Origin of the sequence: Variovorax paradoxus (assembly GCF_000834655.1) — a bacterium.
GTDB classification, from domain to species: domain Bacteria; phylum Pseudomonadota; class Gammaproteobacteria; order Burkholderiales; family Burkholderiaceae_C; genus Variovorax; species Variovorax paradoxus_F.
This window is the reverse complement of record NZ_JXQQ01000024.1, coordinates 1-18,681: the sequence shown is the minus strand read 5'-3', so window position 1 is coordinate 18,681 and position 18,681 is coordinate 1. Positions and strand designations below refer to the sequence as shown.

The 18,681-nt window shown below is 68.0% G+C and carries 19 protein-coding genes; 10 read left to right on the top strand and 9 right to left on the bottom strand.

Going from position 1 to position 18,681, the window contains the following annotated elements; all coding sequences use genetic code 11:
* Positions 1 to 7: 7 nt before the first annotated feature.
* The 7 genes from RT97_RS11145 to RT97_RS11115 all read left to right on the top strand — a co-directional run bounded on the left by RT97_RS11145 (position 8) and on the right by RT97_RS11115 (position 5,511).
* Entirely contained in the window at positions 8 to 415 is a 408-nt protein-coding gene (locus RT97_RS11145) for a 5-carboxymethyl-2-hydroxymuconate Delta-isomerase (RefSeq protein ID WP_042578850.1), read from the top strand.
* A gap of 15 nt (positions 416 to 430) precedes the next feature.
* A complete protein-coding gene (gene hpaH, locus RT97_RS11140; RefSeq protein ID WP_042578849.1) occupies positions 431 to 1,234 on the top strand; it encodes a 2-oxo-hept-4-ene-1,7-dioate hydratase in 804 nt (267 codons plus the stop codon).
* 24 nt (positions 1,235 to 1,258) lie between these two features.
* Positions 1,259 to 2,089: a 4-hydroxy-2-oxoheptanedioate aldolase gene (hpaI, locus tag RT97_RS11135; RefSeq protein ID WP_042578848.1), complete on the top strand. Its 831-nt coding sequence runs from the start codon at positions 1,259 to 1,261 to the stop codon at positions 2,087 to 2,089.
* A gap of 25 nt (positions 2,090 to 2,114) precedes the next feature.
* Positions 2,115 to 2,582, top strand: a complete 468-nt coding sequence (locus tag RT97_RS11130) for a nuclear transport factor 2 family protein (protein ID WP_042578847.1) — start codon at positions 2,115 to 2,117, stop codon at positions 2,580 to 2,582.
* Between the two features lie 132 nt (positions 2,583 to 2,714).
* Positions 2,715 to 3,704: a Bug family tripartite tricarboxylate transporter substrate binding protein gene (locus tag RT97_RS11125; protein ID WP_042578846.1), complete on the top strand. Its 990-nt coding sequence runs from the start codon at positions 2,715 to 2,717 to the stop codon at positions 3,702 to 3,704.
* Between the two features lie 18 nt (positions 3,705 to 3,722).
* Complete coding sequence (locus RT97_RS11120) at positions 3,723 to 4,511, top strand: class II aldolase/adducin family protein (protein ID WP_042578845.1); 789 nt, start codon at positions 3,723 to 3,725, stop codon at positions 4,509 to 4,511.
* Positions 4,512 to 4,533: 22 nt separating this feature from the next.
* Complete coding sequence (locus RT97_RS11115) at positions 4,534 to 5,511, top strand: 2-dehydropantoate 2-reductase (protein ID WP_042578844.1); 978 nt, start codon at positions 4,534 to 4,536, stop codon at positions 5,509 to 5,511.
* A gap of 30 nt (positions 5,512 to 5,541) precedes the next feature.
* Here RT97_RS11115 and RT97_RS11110 read toward each other — a convergent pair whose 3' ends face one another.
* Positions 5,542 to 6,279, bottom strand: coding sequence for a hypothetical protein (locus RT97_RS11110; protein ID WP_042578843.1), 738 nt, complete (start codon positions 6,277 to 6,279; stop codon positions 5,542 to 5,544).
* On the bottom strand, positions 6,276 to 7,391 hold the full coding sequence (alr, locus tag RT97_RS11105) for an alanine racemase (RefSeq protein ID WP_042578842.1): 1,116 nt from the start codon (positions 7,389 to 7,391) through the stop codon (positions 6,276 to 6,278). Before alr ends, RT97_RS11110 begins: the two co-directional genes overlap by 4 nt.
* Before the next feature lie 192 nt (positions 7,392 to 7,583).
* Here alr and lplT point away from each other — a divergent pair, with 192 nt between their 5' ends.
* The 3 genes from lplT to RT97_RS11090 all read left to right on the top strand — a co-directional run bounded on the left by lplT (position 7,584) and on the right by RT97_RS11090 (position 10,350).
* Positions 7,584 to 8,888 carry a lysophospholipid transporter LplT gene (gene lplT, locus RT97_RS11100; RefSeq protein WP_042578841.1) on the top strand — a complete coding sequence of 435 codons (1,305 nt, stop codon included), beginning with the start codon at positions 7,584 to 7,586 and terminating at the stop codon, positions 8,886 to 8,888.
* A 70-nt stretch (positions 8,889 to 8,958) separates the two neighbouring features.
* Complete coding sequence (locus RT97_RS11095) at positions 8,959 to 9,849, top strand: DMT family transporter (RefSeq protein ID WP_042578840.1); 891 nt, start codon at positions 8,959 to 8,961, stop codon at positions 9,847 to 9,849.
* Between the two features lie 12 nt (positions 9,850 to 9,861).
* Entirely contained in the window at positions 9,862 to 10,350 is a 489-nt protein-coding gene (locus RT97_RS11090) for a glutathione peroxidase (RefSeq protein WP_042578839.1), read from the top strand.
* A gap of 10 nt (positions 10,351 to 10,360) precedes the next feature.
* Here the strand turns inward: RT97_RS11090 and RT97_RS11085 are convergent, their stop codons facing one another.
* From RT97_RS11085 to RT97_RS11055, 7 genes are all read right to left on the bottom strand, one after another.
* Positions 10,361 to 10,786: a hypothetical protein gene (locus RT97_RS11085; RefSeq protein WP_042578838.1), complete on the bottom strand. Its 426-nt coding sequence runs from the start codon at positions 10,784 to 10,786 to the stop codon at positions 10,361 to 10,363.
* Positions 10,787 to 10,881: 95 nt separating this feature from the next.
* Positions 10,882 to 12,117, bottom strand: coding sequence for a glycolate oxidase subunit GlcF (glcF, locus tag RT97_RS11080; RefSeq protein ID WP_042578837.1), 1,236 nt, complete (start codon positions 12,115 to 12,117; stop codon positions 10,882 to 10,884).
* Between the two features lie 19 nt (positions 12,118 to 12,136).
* Positions 12,137 to 13,228, bottom strand: coding sequence for a glycolate oxidase subunit GlcE (gene glcE, locus RT97_RS11075; protein ID WP_042578836.1), 1,092 nt, complete (start codon positions 13,226 to 13,228; stop codon positions 12,137 to 12,139).
* Between the two features lie 28 nt (positions 13,229 to 13,256).
* Positions 13,257 to 14,759, bottom strand: coding sequence for an FAD-linked oxidase C-terminal domain-containing protein (locus tag RT97_RS11070; protein WP_042578835.1), 1,503 nt, complete (start codon positions 14,757 to 14,759; stop codon positions 13,257 to 13,259).
* 125 nt (positions 14,760 to 14,884) lie between these two features.
* Entirely contained in the window at positions 14,885 to 15,766 is an 882-nt protein-coding gene (locus RT97_RS11065; protein ID WP_042578834.1) for a LysR substrate-binding domain-containing protein, read from the bottom strand.
* Positions 15,767 to 16,054: 288 nt separating this feature from the next.
* On the bottom strand, positions 16,055 to 16,996 hold the full coding sequence (locus RT97_RS11060; RefSeq protein WP_042578833.1) for an SMP-30/gluconolactonase/LRE family protein: 942 nt from the start codon (positions 16,994 to 16,996) through the stop codon (positions 16,055 to 16,057).
* Between the two features lie 238 nt (positions 16,997 to 17,234).
* The coding region (locus tag RT97_RS11055) for an ammonium transporter (RefSeq protein ID WP_253278207.1) at positions 17,235 to 18,681 on the bottom strand (1,447 nt) is incomplete at its 5' end.

The following is an 18,681-nucleotide window of genomic DNA, read 5'->3' as shown; positions in this document are numbered from 1 at the left end:
AACACGCATGCCTCACTTGGTGATCCTGTACACGCCCAACATCGAAGCCGAGACCGACATGTCGGCCCTGTGCCGCACGCTCGCCGACACGATGCTCAAGCAACGCGACGAGGCGGACAAGCCCGTGTTCCCCATCGGCGGCACGCGTGTGCTGGCCTACCCCGCGGCGCACTACGCGGTGGCCGACGGCAAGGCCGACTACGCCTTCGTCTACCTCAACATCCGCATGGCCGCGGGGCGCTCCGAAGCGGTGAAGAAGAAGGCCGGCGACGAACTGCTGGCCGACGTGCGCGCGCATTTCGCACCGATCTTCGACCAGCGCCACATCGGCATCACGCTGCAGATCGACGAGAGCCCCGGGCAGGTGTACGACGGCAAGCACAGCAACCTGCACCCCCTCTTCAACAAGTCTTAGGAAAGGCGAGCGCCCATGCTGCCCCAAGCCACCATCGCCCAACTGGCCGCCGAGCTGCACGAGAGCGAGAAGTCGCGCGTGCAGGTCGAGCATTTCTCCAAGCGCTTTCCGGAGATGACCGTCGAGGACGGCTACGCCATCTCGCGCGAATGGGTCAAGCACAAGATCGCCGAAGGCCGCACGGTCAAGGGCCACAAGATCGGCCTCACCTCGCGCGCGATGCAGCAGTCCAGCCAGATCGACGAGCCCGACTACGGCACGCTGCTGGACGACATGTTCTTCGAGCAGGGCGGCGACATTCCCTTCACGCGCTTCATCGCGCCGCGCATCGAGGTGGAGCTGGCCTTCATCCTCGGCAAGAAGCTGCAGGGCCCGAACGTGACGATCTTCGATGTGCTGGCCGCCACCGATTACGTGGTGCCCGCGATCGAGATCATCGATGCGCGCATCGAGCAGTTCGACCGCCACACCAAGGCGCCGCGCAAGGTGTTCGACACCATCTCCGACAACGCAGCCAACGCCGGTATCGTGATGGGCGGGCGGCCGGTCAAGCCCGATGCGGTGGACCTTCGCTGGGTGAGCGCCCTGCTCTACAAGAACGGCGTGATCGAGGAAACGGGCGTGGCCGCGGGCGTGCTCAACCACCCGGCCACCGGCGTGGCGTGGCTTGCGAACAAGCTCGCGCCGTGGGACGAGCACCTGGAGGCCGGCGAGGTGGTTCTGGCCGGCTCGTTCACTCGGCCGACCACCGCGCTGCCCGGCGATACCTTTCACGCGGACTACGGCCCCATGGGCGCCATCTCGTTCCGACTGGTCTGAAAGACAAAAGAGAGAAAGACCTTCATGCACACCCCCATCAACACCTTCAAGAAAGCCATGCAGGCCGGCGAGCAAAAGATCGGCCTGTGGGTCGGCCTGGCCGACAGCTACGTCGCCGAAATTCTTGCCGGCTGCGGCTACGACTGGCTGCTGGTCGACGGCGAGCACGCACCCAACGACGTGCGCTCGGTGCTCGGGCAGCTGCAGGGCATTTCCAGCGCGTGGTCGGCGCAGCCCGAAGCGGAGCGCTCGCATCCGGTCGTGCGCATCCCGACGGGCGACACCACGCTCATCAAGCAATACCTGGACATCGGCGCGCAGACGCTGCTGGTGCCCATGGTCGACACCGCCGAGCAGGCAGCGCGCATGGTGCAGGGCATGCGCTACCCGCCCGAGGGCATCCGCGGCATGGGCAGTGCGCTCGCGCGCGCTTCGCGCTGGCAGGCCTACCCGCAGTACCTGCATGAAGCCAATGCCCAGACCTGCCTGCTGGTGCAGGCCGAGACGGTCGAGGCGATGAAGAACCTGGACGCCATCGCGGCCACCCCGGGCGTGGACGGCGTGTTCATCGGGCCGGCCGACCTGTCCGCCTCGATGGGCTTCGTGGGCCAGCCCAACCATCCAGAAGTGCAGGCGGTGATCGCCGATGCCATCGCGCGCATCCTGAAGGCCGGCAAGGCGCCGGGCATCCTCTCGACCACCGAGGAGCAGGCGCGCAAGTGGCTCGCGGCCGGCGCGCTGTTCGTGGCCGTGGGGGTGGACACCATCGTGCTCACCGCGGCGGCGAAGCAGCTCGCTGCGAAATACAGGAACGCCACGGGCGCCGCGGGCACTGCATCCCCCAACGGCTACTGAAGTCCTTTCACACCGGGAGCCCCAGATGAAACGCACGATCCTGGCCGCGATGTTCGCGGCCGCCACCCTCTTCCTGGCAGCCTGCGCACAGCCGGGCGGCAACCCGATCGGCCAGGCGCAGCAGGAGGCCAACCGCCAGACCGTGCTCGCCTTCTACGAGAAGGGCCTGAACCAGAAGGACGCCGATGCCGCCCTGCAGTACGTGGGCAACCGCTACGTGCAGCACAACCCCACGGCAGCGGACGGCCCCGAGGGCTTTCGCAAGTTCGTCACCTTCCTGCGCGAGAAGTTTCCGAAGTCGCGCAGCGACATCAAGCGCTCCTTCGTCGACGGCGACTACGTGGTGCTGCACGTGCACGTGGTGCGCGAGCCGGGCACGCGCGGCAACGCCATCGTGGACATCTTCAAGCTGGAGAACGGCAAGATCGTCGAGCACTGGGACGTGAACCAGCCCGTGCCCGAAACGGCGGCCAACCGGAACGGAATGTTCTGACAGCGAACTCGCGGGCTGGGGGAAAAACGTGTCGCGGCTTTCAAAACGTGAGGTAAACGCGGGGGTCCCGCCCCACGCCTTGCTGGAAAAATACGCGCTCCCGTACCACCACCACCCGGAGAGAGACCCATCATGAGCTTCACACGCCGCCAGATCCTTCAGACCACCGGCGCCTCGGCGCTGCTTGCGAGCATCGGCCAGCAGGCCTACGCGCAGGCTGGCATCGAGACCGCGACCATCGTCACCGGCTTCGCGGCCGGCGGCACCTCGGACACCATCTGCCGCCGCGTGGCGCAGAAGCTCAGCCCCGAGTACGCCAAGGCAGCCGTGGTGGAGAACCGCACCGGCGCGGGCGGCCAGATCGCGGTCACCTACGTGAAGGGCCGGCCGGCCGACGGCGCCACCATCCTGCAGACGCCGACCTCGATCCTCACGATCTACCCGCACATCTACAAGAAGCTGCCGTACGACCCGATGGTGGACCTGACCCCGGTCACCATCGGCTGCATCTTCGACTTCGGCTTCGCCGTCGGCCCTTCGGTGCCGGCCAGCGTGAAGAGCGTGCCCGAGTTCCTCGCCTGGGCCAAGACCAATCCGGCCGGCGCCAACTACGGCTCGCCGGCCGCGGGCTCCACGCCGCACTTCATCGGTGCGCTCCTGGGCATGCAGGGCGGCGTCGAACTCAAGCACGCCGCCTACCGCGGCACCCAGCCGGCCATGCTCGACCTGCTGGGCGGCAACATCTCGGCGGTGTCGGGCCCCATCGGCGACATCACGCAGCACCTGCCCTCGGGCAAGGTGCGCATCCTGGGCGTCTCGGGTGCCAAGCGCAGCCGCTTCGCGCCCGATGTGCCGACCTTCGGCGAGCAGGGCATCAAGAACATGGCGCACAGCGAATGGTTCGCCTTCTTCCTGCCGGCCAAGGCTTCGCCCGAACTGGTCGCGCGCCTGAACACCGCGATGAAGAACTCGCTTGCACAGAAGGACGTGATCGACGGCCTGGGCACCTTCGGGCTGGACGCCATGTCTTCCACGCCCGCGGAGCTGACCGACCTGCTCAAGAAAGACACCGCCAAGTGGGCGCCGATCGTCAAGGAAGTCGGCTTCACCGCGGAGGGTTAACCACATGAAGGAACTGCCATGAACACACTCGCCACCGCGCCGTCGGCGCTGGTCCATCCCTCGATCCACCCCGACGAGCGTGCCGCGCGCGAAGAGCTCGCGGCCTGCTATCGCGTCTTCGCGATGCTGGGCTGGGTCGAGATGATCTACAACCACATCACGGTGCGGCTGCCCGACAGCGTGACCGGTGGCGAGAAGCAGTTCCTCATCAACCCCTTCGGCCTGCACTACAGCGAAGTGACGGCCAGCAACCTCGTGAAGATCGACCTGCACGGCAAGGTGCTCGACGGTTCGTCGTACCCGGTGAACCCGGCGGGGTTCACGGTGCACGCGGCCATCCACGACGGGCTGCCCGGCGCGCACTGCGTGATGCACACCCACACCACGGCCGGCGTGGCCGTGGCCTGCCTGCAGGGCGGCCTGCAGCAGACCAATTTCTATACCGCCCAGCTGCACGGCATGGTGGCGTACCACGACTTCGAGGGCATCACGATCCATGCCGACGAGGGCCCACGCCTCCTCCAGAGCATCGGCAACCGCAACGCGGTGATCCTGCGCAACCACGGCCTCCTGGCCTGGGGCCAGACGCTGCCGCAGACCTTCGCGATCCTGTGGACCCTGCAGCGCGCCTGCGAGATCCAGATGGCCACCTTCTCGATGGGCGCGGCCATTCCGGTGAGCGAGGAGATCGCGCAGCGCTGCACGCGCGACGCGCTGCAGTTCAGCCCCGCGCATGGCGCCGGGCAGGACGTGTTCAATGCGCTGGTGCGGCAGGTGGATCGCATCGATCCGGGCTACAGAAACTGAAGAAATCGAGGCGGCCTTTCCCATGAAGATTTGTATTTACGGCGCCGGCGCGATCGGCGGCTGGATCGGTGCCGGCCTCGCGCAGGCCGGCGAGCGGCTCAACGTGGTCGCGCGCGGCGCGACGCTCGAGGCGCTGCAGCGCGATGGCCTGTCCCTGATGCGCGGCGACGTGCGCACGCGCGTGCCGGTCAACGCAGTGGCCGACCCCGAGGCGCTCGGCGTGCAGGACCTGGTCGTCATCGCCGTGAAGGCGCCCGCGCTGGCCGCCGTGGCCGAGCGCATCGGGCCGCTGATCGGGCGCGACACCATCGTGCTGGTCGCGATGAACGGCGTGCCGTGGTGGTTTCTCGAAGGCGGCTTCGGCGGCGAGATCACGGGCCACCGGCTGGCCGCGGTGGACCCCGACGGCGCCATTGCCAAGGCCATTCCGGCCCGCAACGTGATCGGCTGCGTGGTGCATGCGAGCTGCTCGCTCGACGGCCCGGGCGTGGTGCGGCACCACTTCGGCAACGGGCTGATCGTGGGCGAGCCCTCGGGCGAAGCCACGCCGCGCGTGCAGGCGCTGGTCGACCTGCTGACCCGCGCGGGCATCAACACCACGCTCTCGCCGCAGATCCAGAAGGACGTGTGGTTCAAGCTCTGGGGCAACATGACGGTCAACCCGATCAGCGCGCTGACCGGTGCCACCACCGACCTGATCATGGGCGACGACTACGTGCGCGGCTTCATCTCGGCGGTGATGCTGGAGGCCAAGGAGATCGGCCGGCGCATCGGCATCGAGATCACGCAGAGCCCCGAAGACCGGCACGAGGTGACCAAGAAGCTCGGCGCGTTCAAGACCTCGATGCTGCAGGACGTGGAAGCCGGCCGGTCGGTGGAACTCGATGCGCTGGTGACGGTGGTGCGCGAACTGGGCGAACTCACGGGAGTGGCCACGCCGTTCACCGATGCGCTGCTGGGGCTGGCGCGCCTGCGTACGCGCCAGCTCGGGCTCTACTGACATCGGCCTGTCGGCCGCCAGCGGGCGGCCTCAGTGCGTCTTCAGCAGAACCCGCACCGCCTCGGGCAACGAATCGACCTGCGGCATGAAGTGATCGAGCAGCGCACCGAGAATCACCGCGGAGACCAGCGCGCCGAGCAGCGGCTTCCAGGTGAGCCGCACCGCCGCGACCAGCCAGCCCTCGCGCGCCACGCGCACCGCGGCGCGGGCCGATACGTACGAGAACGCCACCTCGATGGCCACGGCCAGCAGCGCGTCCCAGCTGAAATACAGCAGCACGAGCGAGCCGGCGCCGAACAGCACCGCCACGCAGATCAGGAAGATGGCGACCACCGGCACGACGATGATCGCGCCTTCGTCGGATTCGCCCGCCAGTTGGAGCGCGCCGCCGGCCATGTCGGCCGCACCGCCGAGGTCGACGCGGCTCGCGCTGCTGGCGACATCCAACGCGAGGTCGGCAGCGTCGACGACGTCGCCGCCGCTCACGTCGAGATTGGCGCCCACCCCGTTCTCGACGAGCCGCCGGGCCCACCAGCGCAGCACCAGCAGGTAGCCCAGATACCCCACGCCCAGCGTAATGAAGTAGCGGACGGCCAGCGAGTCCACATGCAGCAGGTGCATCTGCAGCGCCGACACGCCCCACATGAGCAGCAGCATGAAGGTGCCGATGAGGATGCCGTGCGTGCGCAGGCTGTGATTGCGATGCAGATCGCGCTCGATCTGCGTCTCCCAAAGGCGCATCGAGCGCCAGTTGGAAAGAACCTTCATTGCTGCGTGTCTGCGTCGCCTTCGGCAGGCGCGAACGGCACGCGCTGCGCCACCGCGCACATGAGTTCGTAGCCGACGGTGCCCGCCGCCTGCGCGACCTCGTCGATGGGCAGCACCTCGTCGGTGACCGCCGATCGGCCCCACAGCGTGACCTCGGTGCCGAACTTCGCATCGGGCACGGGCGTGAGGTCCACGGTGATCATGTCCATGCTCACGCGGCCCACCATGCGGGTGCGCACGCCGTTCACCAGCACGGGCGTTCCGGTGTTGCAGTGGCGCGGATAGCCGTCGCCGTAACCGACCGCGGCGATGCCGATGGTGAGCGGCCCCTCGGCCGTGAAGTTGGAGCCGTAGCCGATGGTGTCGCCAGCCTTGAGCGTCTGCACCGAGAGCAGTTTCGTGGACAGCGTCATCGCAGGCTGCAGCTGCCAGTGCGCCGCGTCGTTCGCCGGAAAGTCGGGCGCGCTGCCGTACAGCACGATGCCCGGGCGCACCCAGTCGCCGCGCGTCTGGTCGGGGTGGCGCAGGGTGGCGGCGCTGTTGGCGATGGAGCGCTCGCCCGGCAGGTCGCGCGTCGCGCGCTCGAAGGCCTCGACCTGGTGGGCGATGCCGCGAGCGCCGTCGGCGTCGCTGAAGTGGGTCATGAGCGATATCTCGTCGACCTGCGTGAGCGCGTTCAGGCGCGTCCAGGCCGAGCCGAAGCGCTCGGGGGTGAAGCCCAGGCGGTTCATGCCCGAGTTCATCTTGAGGAAAACACGTTGCGGCTTGAGGGTCTTGTGCGCTGCGAGCATGTCGATCTGCTCGTCGCAGTGCACGGTGTGCCAGAGGTCCAGGCGCGAGCACAGTTCCAGGTCGCGCGCGTCGAACACGCCTTCGAGCAGCAGCACGGGGCCGCGCCAGCCCAGGGCGCGCACGCGTTCGGCTTCGGCCAGGTCGAGCAGCGCAAAACCGTCGGCGCCGCGCAGGCCTTCATAGACCCGTTCGATGCCATGGCCATAGGCATTGGCCTTGACCACCGCCCAGACACGGGCGTCGAGGGCCGAGCGGCGGACCCGCCCGAGGTTGTTGCGCAGGGCTGCGGTGTGGACGGTGGCGAGAATGGGGCGCGGCATAAGAGGCTTTGTGCAGGCTTCGAGCGGGCTTGGAGGAAATGCAGACCACGTTTTAGCATTTCCCGGAATGGGGTCGAATCCGGAAGGGATGCCCATTTCCACGCCGTACCCCCATGCTATAACCGCCCATTCGCTCCGCACGCGACACTTTTTCACTACCGCCAGCAGACCCTCTGGCCAGCCAGCCCATCGATGAAGCGCGGTTTCTACACGATCATGTCGGCCCAGTTCTTTTCGTCGCTGGCCGACCAAGCGCTTTTCGTTGTTGCCGTCGATCTCATGCGAAGTTCGGGCGCGCCCGAATGGCAGCGCGCGGCCTTGGTGCCGATCTTCGCGGTCTTCTACGTGGTGCTCGCGCCGCTGGTGGGCGCGTTTGCAGATGCGCTGCCCAAGGGCAAGGTGATGTTCATCAGCAATGCGATCAAGGTGATCGGCTGCCTGATGATGCTGTTCGGCTCGCACCCGCTGCTGTCGTACTCGATCGTGGGCCTGGGCGCGGCGGCCTACTCGCCGGCCAAGTACGGCATCCTGACCGAACTGCTGCCGGCCTCCCAGCTGGTCAAGGCCAACGGCTGGATCGAGGGACTCACCATCGCCTCCATCCTCCTGGGCATCGTGCTCGGCGGCACGCTGGTGGGCCATGCGGTCTCCAGCCACTTGCTGGCCTTCGATTTCCCGGTGATCGACACCGGCATCGATTCGCCGGCCGAAGCCGCCATCTCGGTGCTGATCTTCGTCTACGTGCTGGCCGCCTGGTTCAACACGCGCATCCCGCACACGGGCGTCGAGATGCGCCCCCTGCGCTCCAACCCCGAGCACGGCTTCGTGCGCAACATCGCCGCGCTGCTGCCCGACTTCTGGCATTGCAATGCGCGCCTGTGGCGCGACCGCCTCGGCCAGATCTCGCTGGCCACCACCACGCTCTTCTGGGGCGCGGGCGGCAACCTCAAGTACATCGTGCTGGCCTGGGCATCGCTCGCGCTGGGCTACAACACGACGCAGGCTTCGGCGCTCACCGGCGTGGTGACCATCGGCACGGCTGTGGGCGCGATCGTGGCCTCGATGCGGATGCGCCTGGACATGGCCACCCGCGTGATCCCGATGGGCATCGCGATGGGCCTCATGGTCATCTGCATGAACTTCATCGGCAACGTGTGGCTGGCCGTGCCGTTCCTCATCATCCTGGGTGGCCTCGGCGGCTTCCTGGTGGTGCCGATGAATGCGCTCCTGCAGCATCGCGGCCACAACCTGATGGGCGCGGGCCGCTCGATCGCGGTGCAGAACTTCAACGAGCAGGCCTGCATTCTTCTTCTGGGCGGCTTCTACAGCGTGTGCACGGGGCTGGGTCTCTCGGCTTACGGCGCGATCAGCGCCTTCGGCCTCGTGGTGGCGGGCTGCATGTGGCTCATCAAGCGCTGGCACGAGAACAACCTGAAGAAATACCCCGAAGAAGTCGAGCACCTGCTGGCCATCGCCCGCAGCGACAAACACCATTGACCTTGCGCGACTGCGTTGGTGAGAAGGCCGGCGCGCCGAGCGCCGAAGCCTCCATTCCTTCAACGCCACCATGCCCGCGCTCGCACTGATCTTCAACGCCTTCGTGTGGGGGCTGTCGTGGTTTCCCTTCAGGCACATCGAGCGCCACGGCCTGCATCCGTTGTGGACCACCTGCCTCATCTACCTGGCCATCGCGCTTGTGATGGGCATCGTGCGCCGCCGCGCATGGCAGGGCTTCGCGGCCTACCCGATGCTCGCGGTGCTGGGCCTGGCGGCCGGCTTCACCAACGTGGGTTTCAACTGGGCCGTGACGCAGGGCGACGTCGTGCGCGTGGTGCTGCTGTTCTACCTGATGCCGCTGTGGAGCGTGCTGCTGGGCTGGGTGCTGCTGGGCGAACGGCCGACGGGCGGCGCGCTCGCGCGCGTGGCGCTGGCACTCACCGGCGTGGTGGTGGTGCTCAAGGCGCCGGGCACGGACTGGCCCGTGCCCTCGAGCCTTCCCGACTGGCTCGGCCTTGCGGCCGGCTTCGGGTTCGCAGTGACCAACATCGTGCTGCGGCACCTGCGGCAAGCACCGGGCGAATCGCGTGCACTCGCCATGTTCTGCGGCTGCACGTTCGTGGCGGGCATCGCGGCGCTCGGCGGCACCGCGATCGGCGCCATCGCTTCGCCGCTGCAGGCCACGCCGGGCTGGTTCGGCTGGGCTGCATTGCTGGGCACGGGCTTCGTGATCGCCAACGTGTGCCTGCAATACGGCGCAGCGCGCCTGGCGGCGAGCGCCACCTCGGTGATCATGCTGTCGGAGGTGCTGTTCGCGAGCGTCTCGTCGGTCGCGCTCGGCGCGTCCACCATGGACCCGCGCATCTTCGTGGGCGGCGCGCTGATCGTGCTGGGCGCCGTCTGGGCCGCGTTTGCGCGAACGCCCGTGCGGGGCGATGATCGCGCCTCTGCGTCCACCTGAGGAACACCCATCATGACCAGCGTCTACGACTTCGAGGCCAACCAGATCGACGGCAAGCCGGTGAAGCTCTCCGCCTTCAAGGGCAAGGTGCTGCTGATCGTCAACACAGCGAGCAAATGCGGCTTCACGCCGCAGTTCGCCGGGCTGGAAGCGCTGCACGAGAAGTACGCAGACCAGGGCCTCACGGTGATGGGCTTTCCTTCGAACCAGTTCGGCTCGCAGGACCCGGGCACCAACGAGGAAATCGGTGCCTTCTGCACCAAGAATTACGGCGTGAGTTTTCCGATGATGGAGAAGATCGACGTCAACGGCAGCAACGCCGCGCCGCTCTACCAATGGCTCACGAAAGAGAAGCCGGGCCTGCTGGGCTCGACGGCCATCAAGTGGAACTTCACCAAGTTCCTCATCGGGCGCGACGGCACGGTGATCAAGCGCTACGCGCCGCTCGACACGCCCGCATCGCTCACGCGCGATGTCGAGGCGGCGCTGGCGGCCGGCTGACCGCCTTTCTTCAGAACCGGAAGCTGGCGGTCTTCGCGCCGCCACCCACCGTCACCGTCTGGCTCTTGGCCTGCCCGCCGGGCGTGGTGACGTCGATGGTGTATCGCCCATCGGGGATGTCGATCAGGCACACCGGGCCGCCGGCGCGAAAAACCATGGCGGCGGAAGAATTGGTTTCTCCGCCCTTGATCGCGACGTCCACGCTCGCCATGTAGGCGCCGTCGGCGCGTGCGAACAGCAGCGAGAGCGGGTGCTCCTTCATTGCCGCGCGCATGGCGTTCGATTCGTCGGAGCCGATGCCGCCGCACACATAGCGCGTCGCGCCGGTGCCCTGCCACGCGGGCATCGCGGACTGGGCGTGCGCCGCCACCGCACCGGCCGCGCAAGCGCAGGCCAGCAGAACGCGTCGCAGCGAAAGTTGGGTAAGGTGGGACATGGCACGGGCTCCTTGAGATTCGGTGCCGCGATGATGCGTCGCCAGCGCCCGCCGCGCGAGTCGGACCGCACCCTGCCTTGCTGTGCGATCAGGCCCTACCCTCTCTTGCCCAGCGCGGCGTCCAAGAGCTCCACCCAGTGCCGCACCGGCGTCTCTCCGCTGCCGCTTTGCAGGTGCGTGATGCAGCCGATGTTGGCCGAGGCGATGGTGGTCGGTTGCAGCTGCTTCAGATGCCCCAGCTTGCGGTCGCGCAGCGGGTAGGCCAGCTCGGGCTGCAGCACCGAATACGTGCCCGCGGAGCCGCAGCACAGGTGCGATTCGTTCATGGCCACGCGCACGTCGAAGCCGAGCGCGCGCAGGTGCGTCTCGACACCGCCGCGCAGTTTCTGGCCATGCTGCAACGTGCACGGCGGGTGGTAGGCGACCACGCCCTCCGGCGCGCGCACGCGGCCCTTCAGTGCGGGAACGAGATCGGGCAGCAGCTCGCTCAGGTCGCGCGTCAGTTCGCTGATGCGCGCCGCCTTCGCCGCGTAGGCCGCATCGTGCTGCAGCATGTGGCCGTACTCGCGCACGGTGACGCCGCAGCCCGATGCGTTCATCACGATGGCCTCGATCTCGTTGCGCTCGACCTGCGGCCACCATGCATCGATGTTGGCGCGCATCTGCGCCTTGCCGCCCTCCTGGTCGTTGAGGTGGAACTTCACCGCGCCGCAGCAGCCCGCCTCCTTGGCGATCACGACCTGGATACCGGCCGCATCGAGCACGCGCGCGGTGGCGCTGTTGATGTTGGGCATCATCGACGGCTGCACGCAGCCCGCGAGCATCAGCACCTTGCGCGCATGCGTGGCGGTGGGCCAGGCGCCCGCCTCCTGCTTCGCCGGCACCTTGGCCTTGAGCGCATCGGGCAGGAGCCCGCGCACCGACTGCCCGAGCTTCATCGCGGGGCCGAAGAGCGGCGACGGCAGTCCCTCTTTCAACAGCCAGCGCGTGGCCGATTCCATTGCGGGACGCGGCACTTTCTCGTCGACGATCTTGCGGCCGATGTCCACGAGGTTGCCGTACTGCACGCCGCTCGGGCAGGTGCTCTCGCAATTGCGGCAGGTGAGGCACCGGTCCAGGTGCAGTTGCGTGCTGCGCGTCGGCGCCTTGCCCTCGAGCACCTGCTTGATGAGGTAGATGCGTCCGCGCGGGCCGTCGAGCTCGTCGCCCAGCAGCTGGTAGGTCGGGCAGGTGGCGGTGCAGAAGCCGCAGTGCACGCACTTGCGCAGGATCGCTTCGGCCTCGCGGCCTTCGTCGGTGTCACGGAATTCGGGGGCGAGTTCGGTTTGCATCGCGGGGTGTGGTCTCTTTTTATTCGTCTGCGAAAAGCCGGCCGCGGTTGAAGATGCGGTGCGGATCGAACTCGTGCATCAGCGCGCGGTGAATGCGGGCGATCGGGGCGCTCAGTGCGTCGAAGCGGGGAGTGTCGGAGGCCGATGTCCTGAACAGCGTGGCGTGACCGCCTGCCGCGTGCGCGATCTCGCGGATGCGCGCGGCCTGCCCGGGCAGCGCCTTGTACCAGCGCTGGCCGCCATGCCATTCGATCAACGGCGCGTTGCCGTCGATGGCGAGCACGGGCGCGGTCTGCGGCACCGACAGCCGCCAGAGTGCGTCCGGTCCATTCGCGGTGTCGAACCACGGCAACTGCTGGTCGCGCAGCGCCTGCCAATCGACGGCGGCGCGTGCGTCGTCCTTGCGCTCGCCGCCCAGGTGCGTGCATGCCGCTTCCACGGCCGCAACCGCGCCACGCAGCCGCAGATAGAGCGCACCGGCGCCGCCGTACTCGAACCAGCAGCTCGCGTTCAGCGGCAACGGCCGGCCACCCCATTCGTTGAGCAGCCTCAATGCGTCGGCCTGGCTGCAGGCGAATTCGAGCGTGGCCTCGGCGGGCGCGACGGGCAGCACCTTGAGGCTCACTTCCGCGATCACGCCCAGTGTGCCGAGCGAGCCGGCCAGCACGCGCGAGACGTCGTAGCCCGCGACGTTCTTCATCACCTGTCCGCCGAAGCTCAGGACGTCGCCGCGGCCGTTGACCAGCGTGGCCCCGAGCACGTAGTCGCGCACCGCGCCCACGCTGGCACGCGCAGGGCCGCTCAGCCCGGCGGCGACCATGCCGCCCACCGTGCCGTTGCTGCCGAAGCGTGGCGGCTCGAAGGGCAGGCACTGCCCCTTCTCGGCCAGCGCGGCTTCGAGCTCGGCGAGCGGCGTACCTGCGCGCACGGTGACGACGAGCTCGCTCGGCTCGTAGCTCGTGATGCCCGCGAGCGCGGTGGTGTCGAGGACCTCGCCATGCAGCGCCTCGCCGTAGAAATCCTTGGTGCCGCCGCCGCGAATGCAAAGCGGCGTGGCGTCTGTGGCTGCGGCGCGGATGCGCTCGACGATCTGGTGGAGAGCTGGATCCATGGTCTCGTTCTTGTTCTGGTTGCCGCTCTCAGAAGCGCGGCAGGTCGGGGTGCGGCAACTTCCCGCCGCGCACCACCTGCTTGCCGTATTCGGCGCAGCGCTGGAGCGTCGGAATCACCTTGCCGGGGTTCAGGAGCCCGGCCGGGTCGAACGCGCGCTTCACGCCGAACATCTGCTCGTTCTCGCTCGCGGTGAACTGCACGCACATGCTGTTGAGCTTTTCCACGCCCACGCCGTGCTCGCCCGACACCGTGCCGCCCATCGCAACGCTGGTCTCCAGGATGTCGGCGCCGAAGAGCTCGCAGCGGTGCAGCTCGTCGGGATCGTTCGCATCGAAAAGCACCAGCGGATGCAGGTTGCCGTCGCCCGCGTGGAACACGTTGCAGCAGCGCAGGTTGTATTTCTTCTCCATCTCCTGGATCGCGAGCAGGATGTCCGCCAGGCGCTTGCGCGGGATGGTCGAATCCAGGCACATGTAGTCGGGGCTGATGCGGCCCGACGCCGGAAAGGCGTTCTTGCGGCCGCTCCAGAATTTCATGCGCTCGTCTTCGCTGTTGCTCACCGCGATGGCGGTGGCGCCGCAGCCGCGCAGCACGGCGGTCATGCGGCCGATTTCTTCTTCCACTTCTTCGGGCGTGCCGTCGGATTCGCACAGCAGGATCGCCGCGGCATCGAGGTCGTAGCCCGCGCGCACGAAGTCCTCGACGGCGGCGGTCATGGGCTTGTCCATCATCTCCAGGCCCGCTGGAATGATGCCGGCCGCGATCACCGCCGCGACCGCATCACCGGCTTTGCGCACGTCGTCGAAGCTGGCCATGATGCAGCGCGCGAGCTGCGGCTTTGGAACGAGCTTGACGGTGACCTCGGTGGTCACGGCCAGCATGCCTTCGCTGCCGATGACCAGCGCGAGCAGGTCGAGCCCCGGCGCATCGAGCGCCTCGCCGCCGAACTCGATGGCGTCGCCCTCTGCGGTGAAGCCGCGCACGCGCAGCACGTTGTGCAGCGTGAGGCCGTACTTCAGGCAATGCACCCCGCCCGAGTTCTCGGCCACGTTGCCGCCGATGGTGCAGGCGATCTGGCTCGAAGGGTCGGGCGCGTAATAGAGATTGAACGGGGCAGCCGCCTCGCTGATCGCCAGGTTGCGCACGCCGCACTGCACGACGGCCGTGCGGCTCACCGGATCGATCTTCAGGATGCGGTTGAACTTGGCCAGAGAGAGCGTCACGCCCAGCGCATGCGGCATCGCGCCGCCCGAGAGCCCGGTGCCGGCGCCGCGCGCCACCACGGGCACGCCCAACTGGTGGCAGGTCTTGAGCACGGCCGAGACCTGCGCTTCGGTCTCGGGCAGCGCCACGACGAGCGGCCGCTGCCGGTAGGCCGTGAGTCCGTCGCACTCGTAGGGCGTGGTGTCCTCGGCATGCCAGATGAGGGCATGCGCGGGCAAGTGCGCCCGCAGCGCGCGCACCACCTGCGACTGGCGCTCCGTTTTCTGTAGCGAATCTTGCTGGACGGCTGTGAGCGGCGCATTCATGCGGCAGGCCTCTTGTCTTTTTGGCGAATGTCTCGGGGGTACCGCACTCTACGGAAATGCGGCGCCGCCGGGTTGAAGCTTTTTCGCGCGGCGCTTGAGAGAACTTTGCCGGCGCGCCCGGCCGGTCAGCGCAGGCTCTGCGCGAGCCAGTCGACGAAGGCCGCGCACTCCCAGCGCTCGAGCGTGCCCGGCTGCCAGCAGATGGTGTGCCGGTGCGGCGATGGCACCGCCCGGTCGGAGAGCGCCACGAGCCGCCCCGATTCGAACCACGCGGCGCCCATCTTCTGGCGCACCAGCGCCACGCCGAAGCCGCTCGCGGCGGCGTCGTAGACCAGGCCCAGGTCGTTGAACTGCGAGCCGACGTGCGGCTCGGGCTGGTCGATGCCGCAGTGCGCAAACCAGGTGCCCCAGGGTTCGAGCGGGCTGCGGATGAGCCGCGCGCTCGCGATCTCGGCCGCGGTGCGAAAGCCGTCGAACGGTCCGAACTCGTTGAGGTAGCTCGGGCTGCAGGCGGGCACCACTTCTTCCTCGAGCAGCAGGCGGTGTTCGCAGTCGGCATAGGCGCCGGTGCCGTAGCGCACTTCGAGGTCCGCCTGCTCGGCCGTCACGTCGAGCAGCGGGATCGACACCTGCAGCACGAGCTCGATGTCCGGGTAGATGTTGCGGAACAGCTCGAGCCGGGGCATCAGGAACTGGCGACTGAAAGTAGGCGTGACGGCGATGCGCAGGCGCGTCGCACGCGGCGCCGCGTTGGCGAGCGGCGTTGCTTGCAGTGCCGCGAGGCCGGTGCGCACGTTCGCGAGGTAGGCGGCGCCGTCTGCGGTCAGGCTGAAATCGCTGCGGCCGAAGAGCTTGAAGCCGACGTGCGCTTCGAGTTGGCGGATGCGGTGGCTGACGGCGCTGGGGGTGACGCACAGCTCGTCGGCTGCGCGGCCCGCGTGGCGCAAGCGCGCCACGGCCTCGAAGGTGAGCAAGCACTGGATGGGCGGGATGTGCTGGAGGGCCATGGCTTCTACGTTGCGGCCGCTTGTTCAGGGCGCGTGCACAGGCCACCGGGTACTCCCCTCCGCGAATGTCCCCCGGGCATCGCCCTCCTCCTTGATTTCGCTGCGGGGAGCACCCGATGCCCTGAGCACCTGGGCACGTTGCGGGTGCCCGGCCGATCGACGACTGCGCTGAACAACGAGCACGCCGATGGGGTGCCTTGCGCAGCGAAATCAAGAAGGAGCCGAAGGCGGGGGACTTTCGCTTGGCTGCGTACCCCGTCGGCGGGATCGGGCCCTGAACGCCCCACTTCAGTCCTCGAAGAAGCTGACAGGCAACCCGGGCGTATCGACGCGCATGGAGATCACCGTGCCCGATGCGGGAAGCCGTTCGATCTCCGCCGCGGGCCGCCCCTTGCGACCGCTGGTGACGAAGAGCGTCTTGAGATCGTCGCCGCCGAAGCACGGCATCGTCGGGCATTGAACGGGTACCGGGACCGACGCCACGATGTCACCGGACGGCGCGAAGCGCAGCAGCTGCGCGCCTTCGAACATCGCGACCCAGTAGTGGCCTTGCGCATCGACCGTCGCGCCATCGGGGCGGCCTTCGTAACGCACGGGCGATTCGGGCGATTCGGGCGTCCAGCCTTCGGGCTTGGCGTCGAACTGGTGGAACACCCGGGCATGCGAGAGCGCGTTGGCCTCCGCATCCCAGTCCCAGGCGCACACCACGTGCGCGGCGGTGTCGGCCCAGTAGAGGGTGCGGGCATCGGGGGAGAACGCGAGGCCGTTGGCGGTGGTGGACTCGTTGGCCATCTGCGTGAGCGTGGGCGAGATGTCGGTGCCCGGGCGCGCATCGAAGCAGTAGAGCGCGGCGTTGGCCCGGTCTTTGGCCTCGTTGAGCGAGCCGCCCCAGAAGCGGCCGAGGGGGTCGCACTTGCCGTCGTTGAAGCGCATGGTGCGCACGTCGTGCTCCACGCGCGCCATCGCGACCAGCTCGCCGCCCCATTCGCGCGCGCGGTAGATGCCGTCGCGCAGCGCGATCACCAGGCCGCCGCTCCGGGCAGGCGCCATGCAGCCGGGTTCGGTGGCAAGGGCCCATCGCTCGACGGTGGCGGACGGCGTTCCGATATCGCCGCGCGTTCGCAGCACGGCGCGGCCCGGGATGTCGAGCCAGTAGAGGGCGCGTTCTTCAGGGTGCCAGAAGGGCGATTCGCCGAGCGCGCAGAGGCTGTCTTCGAGGGAGGTCCACATGGTGTGGCGATTGTGCCCCTGGCGATGGCGGCGACGGGCAAAAAAAAGCCCGCTGGCGCCGAAGCGCTCGCGGGCTGAACATCCAAAGGAGACCTCGCTTGAAAAACTCTGTTCTTTGAAACTCAAGCTGCGTCGACTGCCTCTTCGCTGAACACCGCGGAACCGGCATTGCCGGGCCGCTGGTGTGGCCCCCTGCAAGGGGGTGGGCGCAGCGACACGAAGTGCGCAGCCTGGGGGTTTACCTGTTGTATGCGGTTTCGCCGTGCGAGGAGATGTCGAGGCCTTCGCGCTCTTCTTCTTCCGACACACGCAGGCCGATGGTGAGGTCGGCGATCTTGAAGGCGATGAACGCCACCACGCCCGACCAGACGATGGTCAGCAGCACGCCCTTCAGCTGGATCCAGACCTGGGCACCGATGCCGTTGGAGACGACGCTGGCCGTGACCCAGTCGCCCACGAGGCCGGGGCCGCCGAGCGCCTGGGTGTTGAACACGCCGGTCAGCAGCGCGCCGACGATACCGCCGACACCGTGCACGCCGAACACGTCCAGCGAGTCGTCCGCGCCGAGCAGTTTCTTCAAGCCGTTGACGCCCCAGAGGCAGGCGAAGCCGGCGACGAAGCCGATCACGATGGCGCCCATCAGGCCGACGTTGCCGGCGGCCGGGGTGATGGCCACGAGGCCTGCAACGGCACCCGAGGCGGCACCCAGCATCGAGGCCTTGCCGCGCACCAGCGCTTCACCGATGCACCATGCGAGCACGGCGGCGGCGGTGGCCGAGAAGGTGTTCATGAAGGCGAGCACGGCGCTGGTGCCGGCTTCCAGGGCCGAACCTGCGTTGAAGCCGAACCAGCCGACCCACAGCAGCGAGGCGCCGACCATGGTGAGCGTGAGCGAGTGCGGCGTGAAGGCTTCCTTGCCGTAGCCCACGCGCTTGCCGATCAGGAAGGCACCTACGAGGCCGGCGACGGCTGCGTTGATGTGCACCACGGTGCCGCCTGCGAAGTCCAGCGCGCCCCACTGCCAGATCAGGCCGGCCTTGGCGTTGTTGGCGTCCACCACGTTGGCGGCGGTGTAGGCGTCCGGGCCCATCCAGAACCAGACCATGTGAGCCAGCGGTGCGTAGCTGAAGGTGAACCAGATCACCATGAACAGCAGCACGGCCGAGAACTTGGCGCGTTCGGCGAAGGCACCCACGATCAGGCAGCAGGTGATGCCGGCGAACGTGGCCTGGAAGGCGGCGAACAGCAGCTCGGGGATGTAGACGCCCTTGCTGAAGGTCGCGCCGGGTGCGAACACGCCGGTGGCCGGATCGAAGATCCCCTTCATGAAGAGCCGGTCGAATCCGCCGATGAAGGCATTGCCCTCGGTGAACGCGAGGCTGTAGCCGTAAATGAGCCACAGCACGACGATCAGCGAGAAGGTGACCATCACCTGCATCAGCACCGACAGCATGTTCTTGCTGCGCACGAGGCCGCCGTAGAACAGGGCCAGACCCGGGATGGTCATCATGATCACGAGCAGCGTGGACAGCATCATCCAGCTGGTGTCGCCCTTGTTGAAGGACGGCGCGGGCGCTGCGGCGGGTGCGGCCTCGGCGGCAGCGGGTGCGGCAGCAGCGGCGGCGGGTGCAGCGGCAGCCGGAGCGGCCGCGGGTGCTGCGGCGGCCGGTGCCGATGCGGCGGGC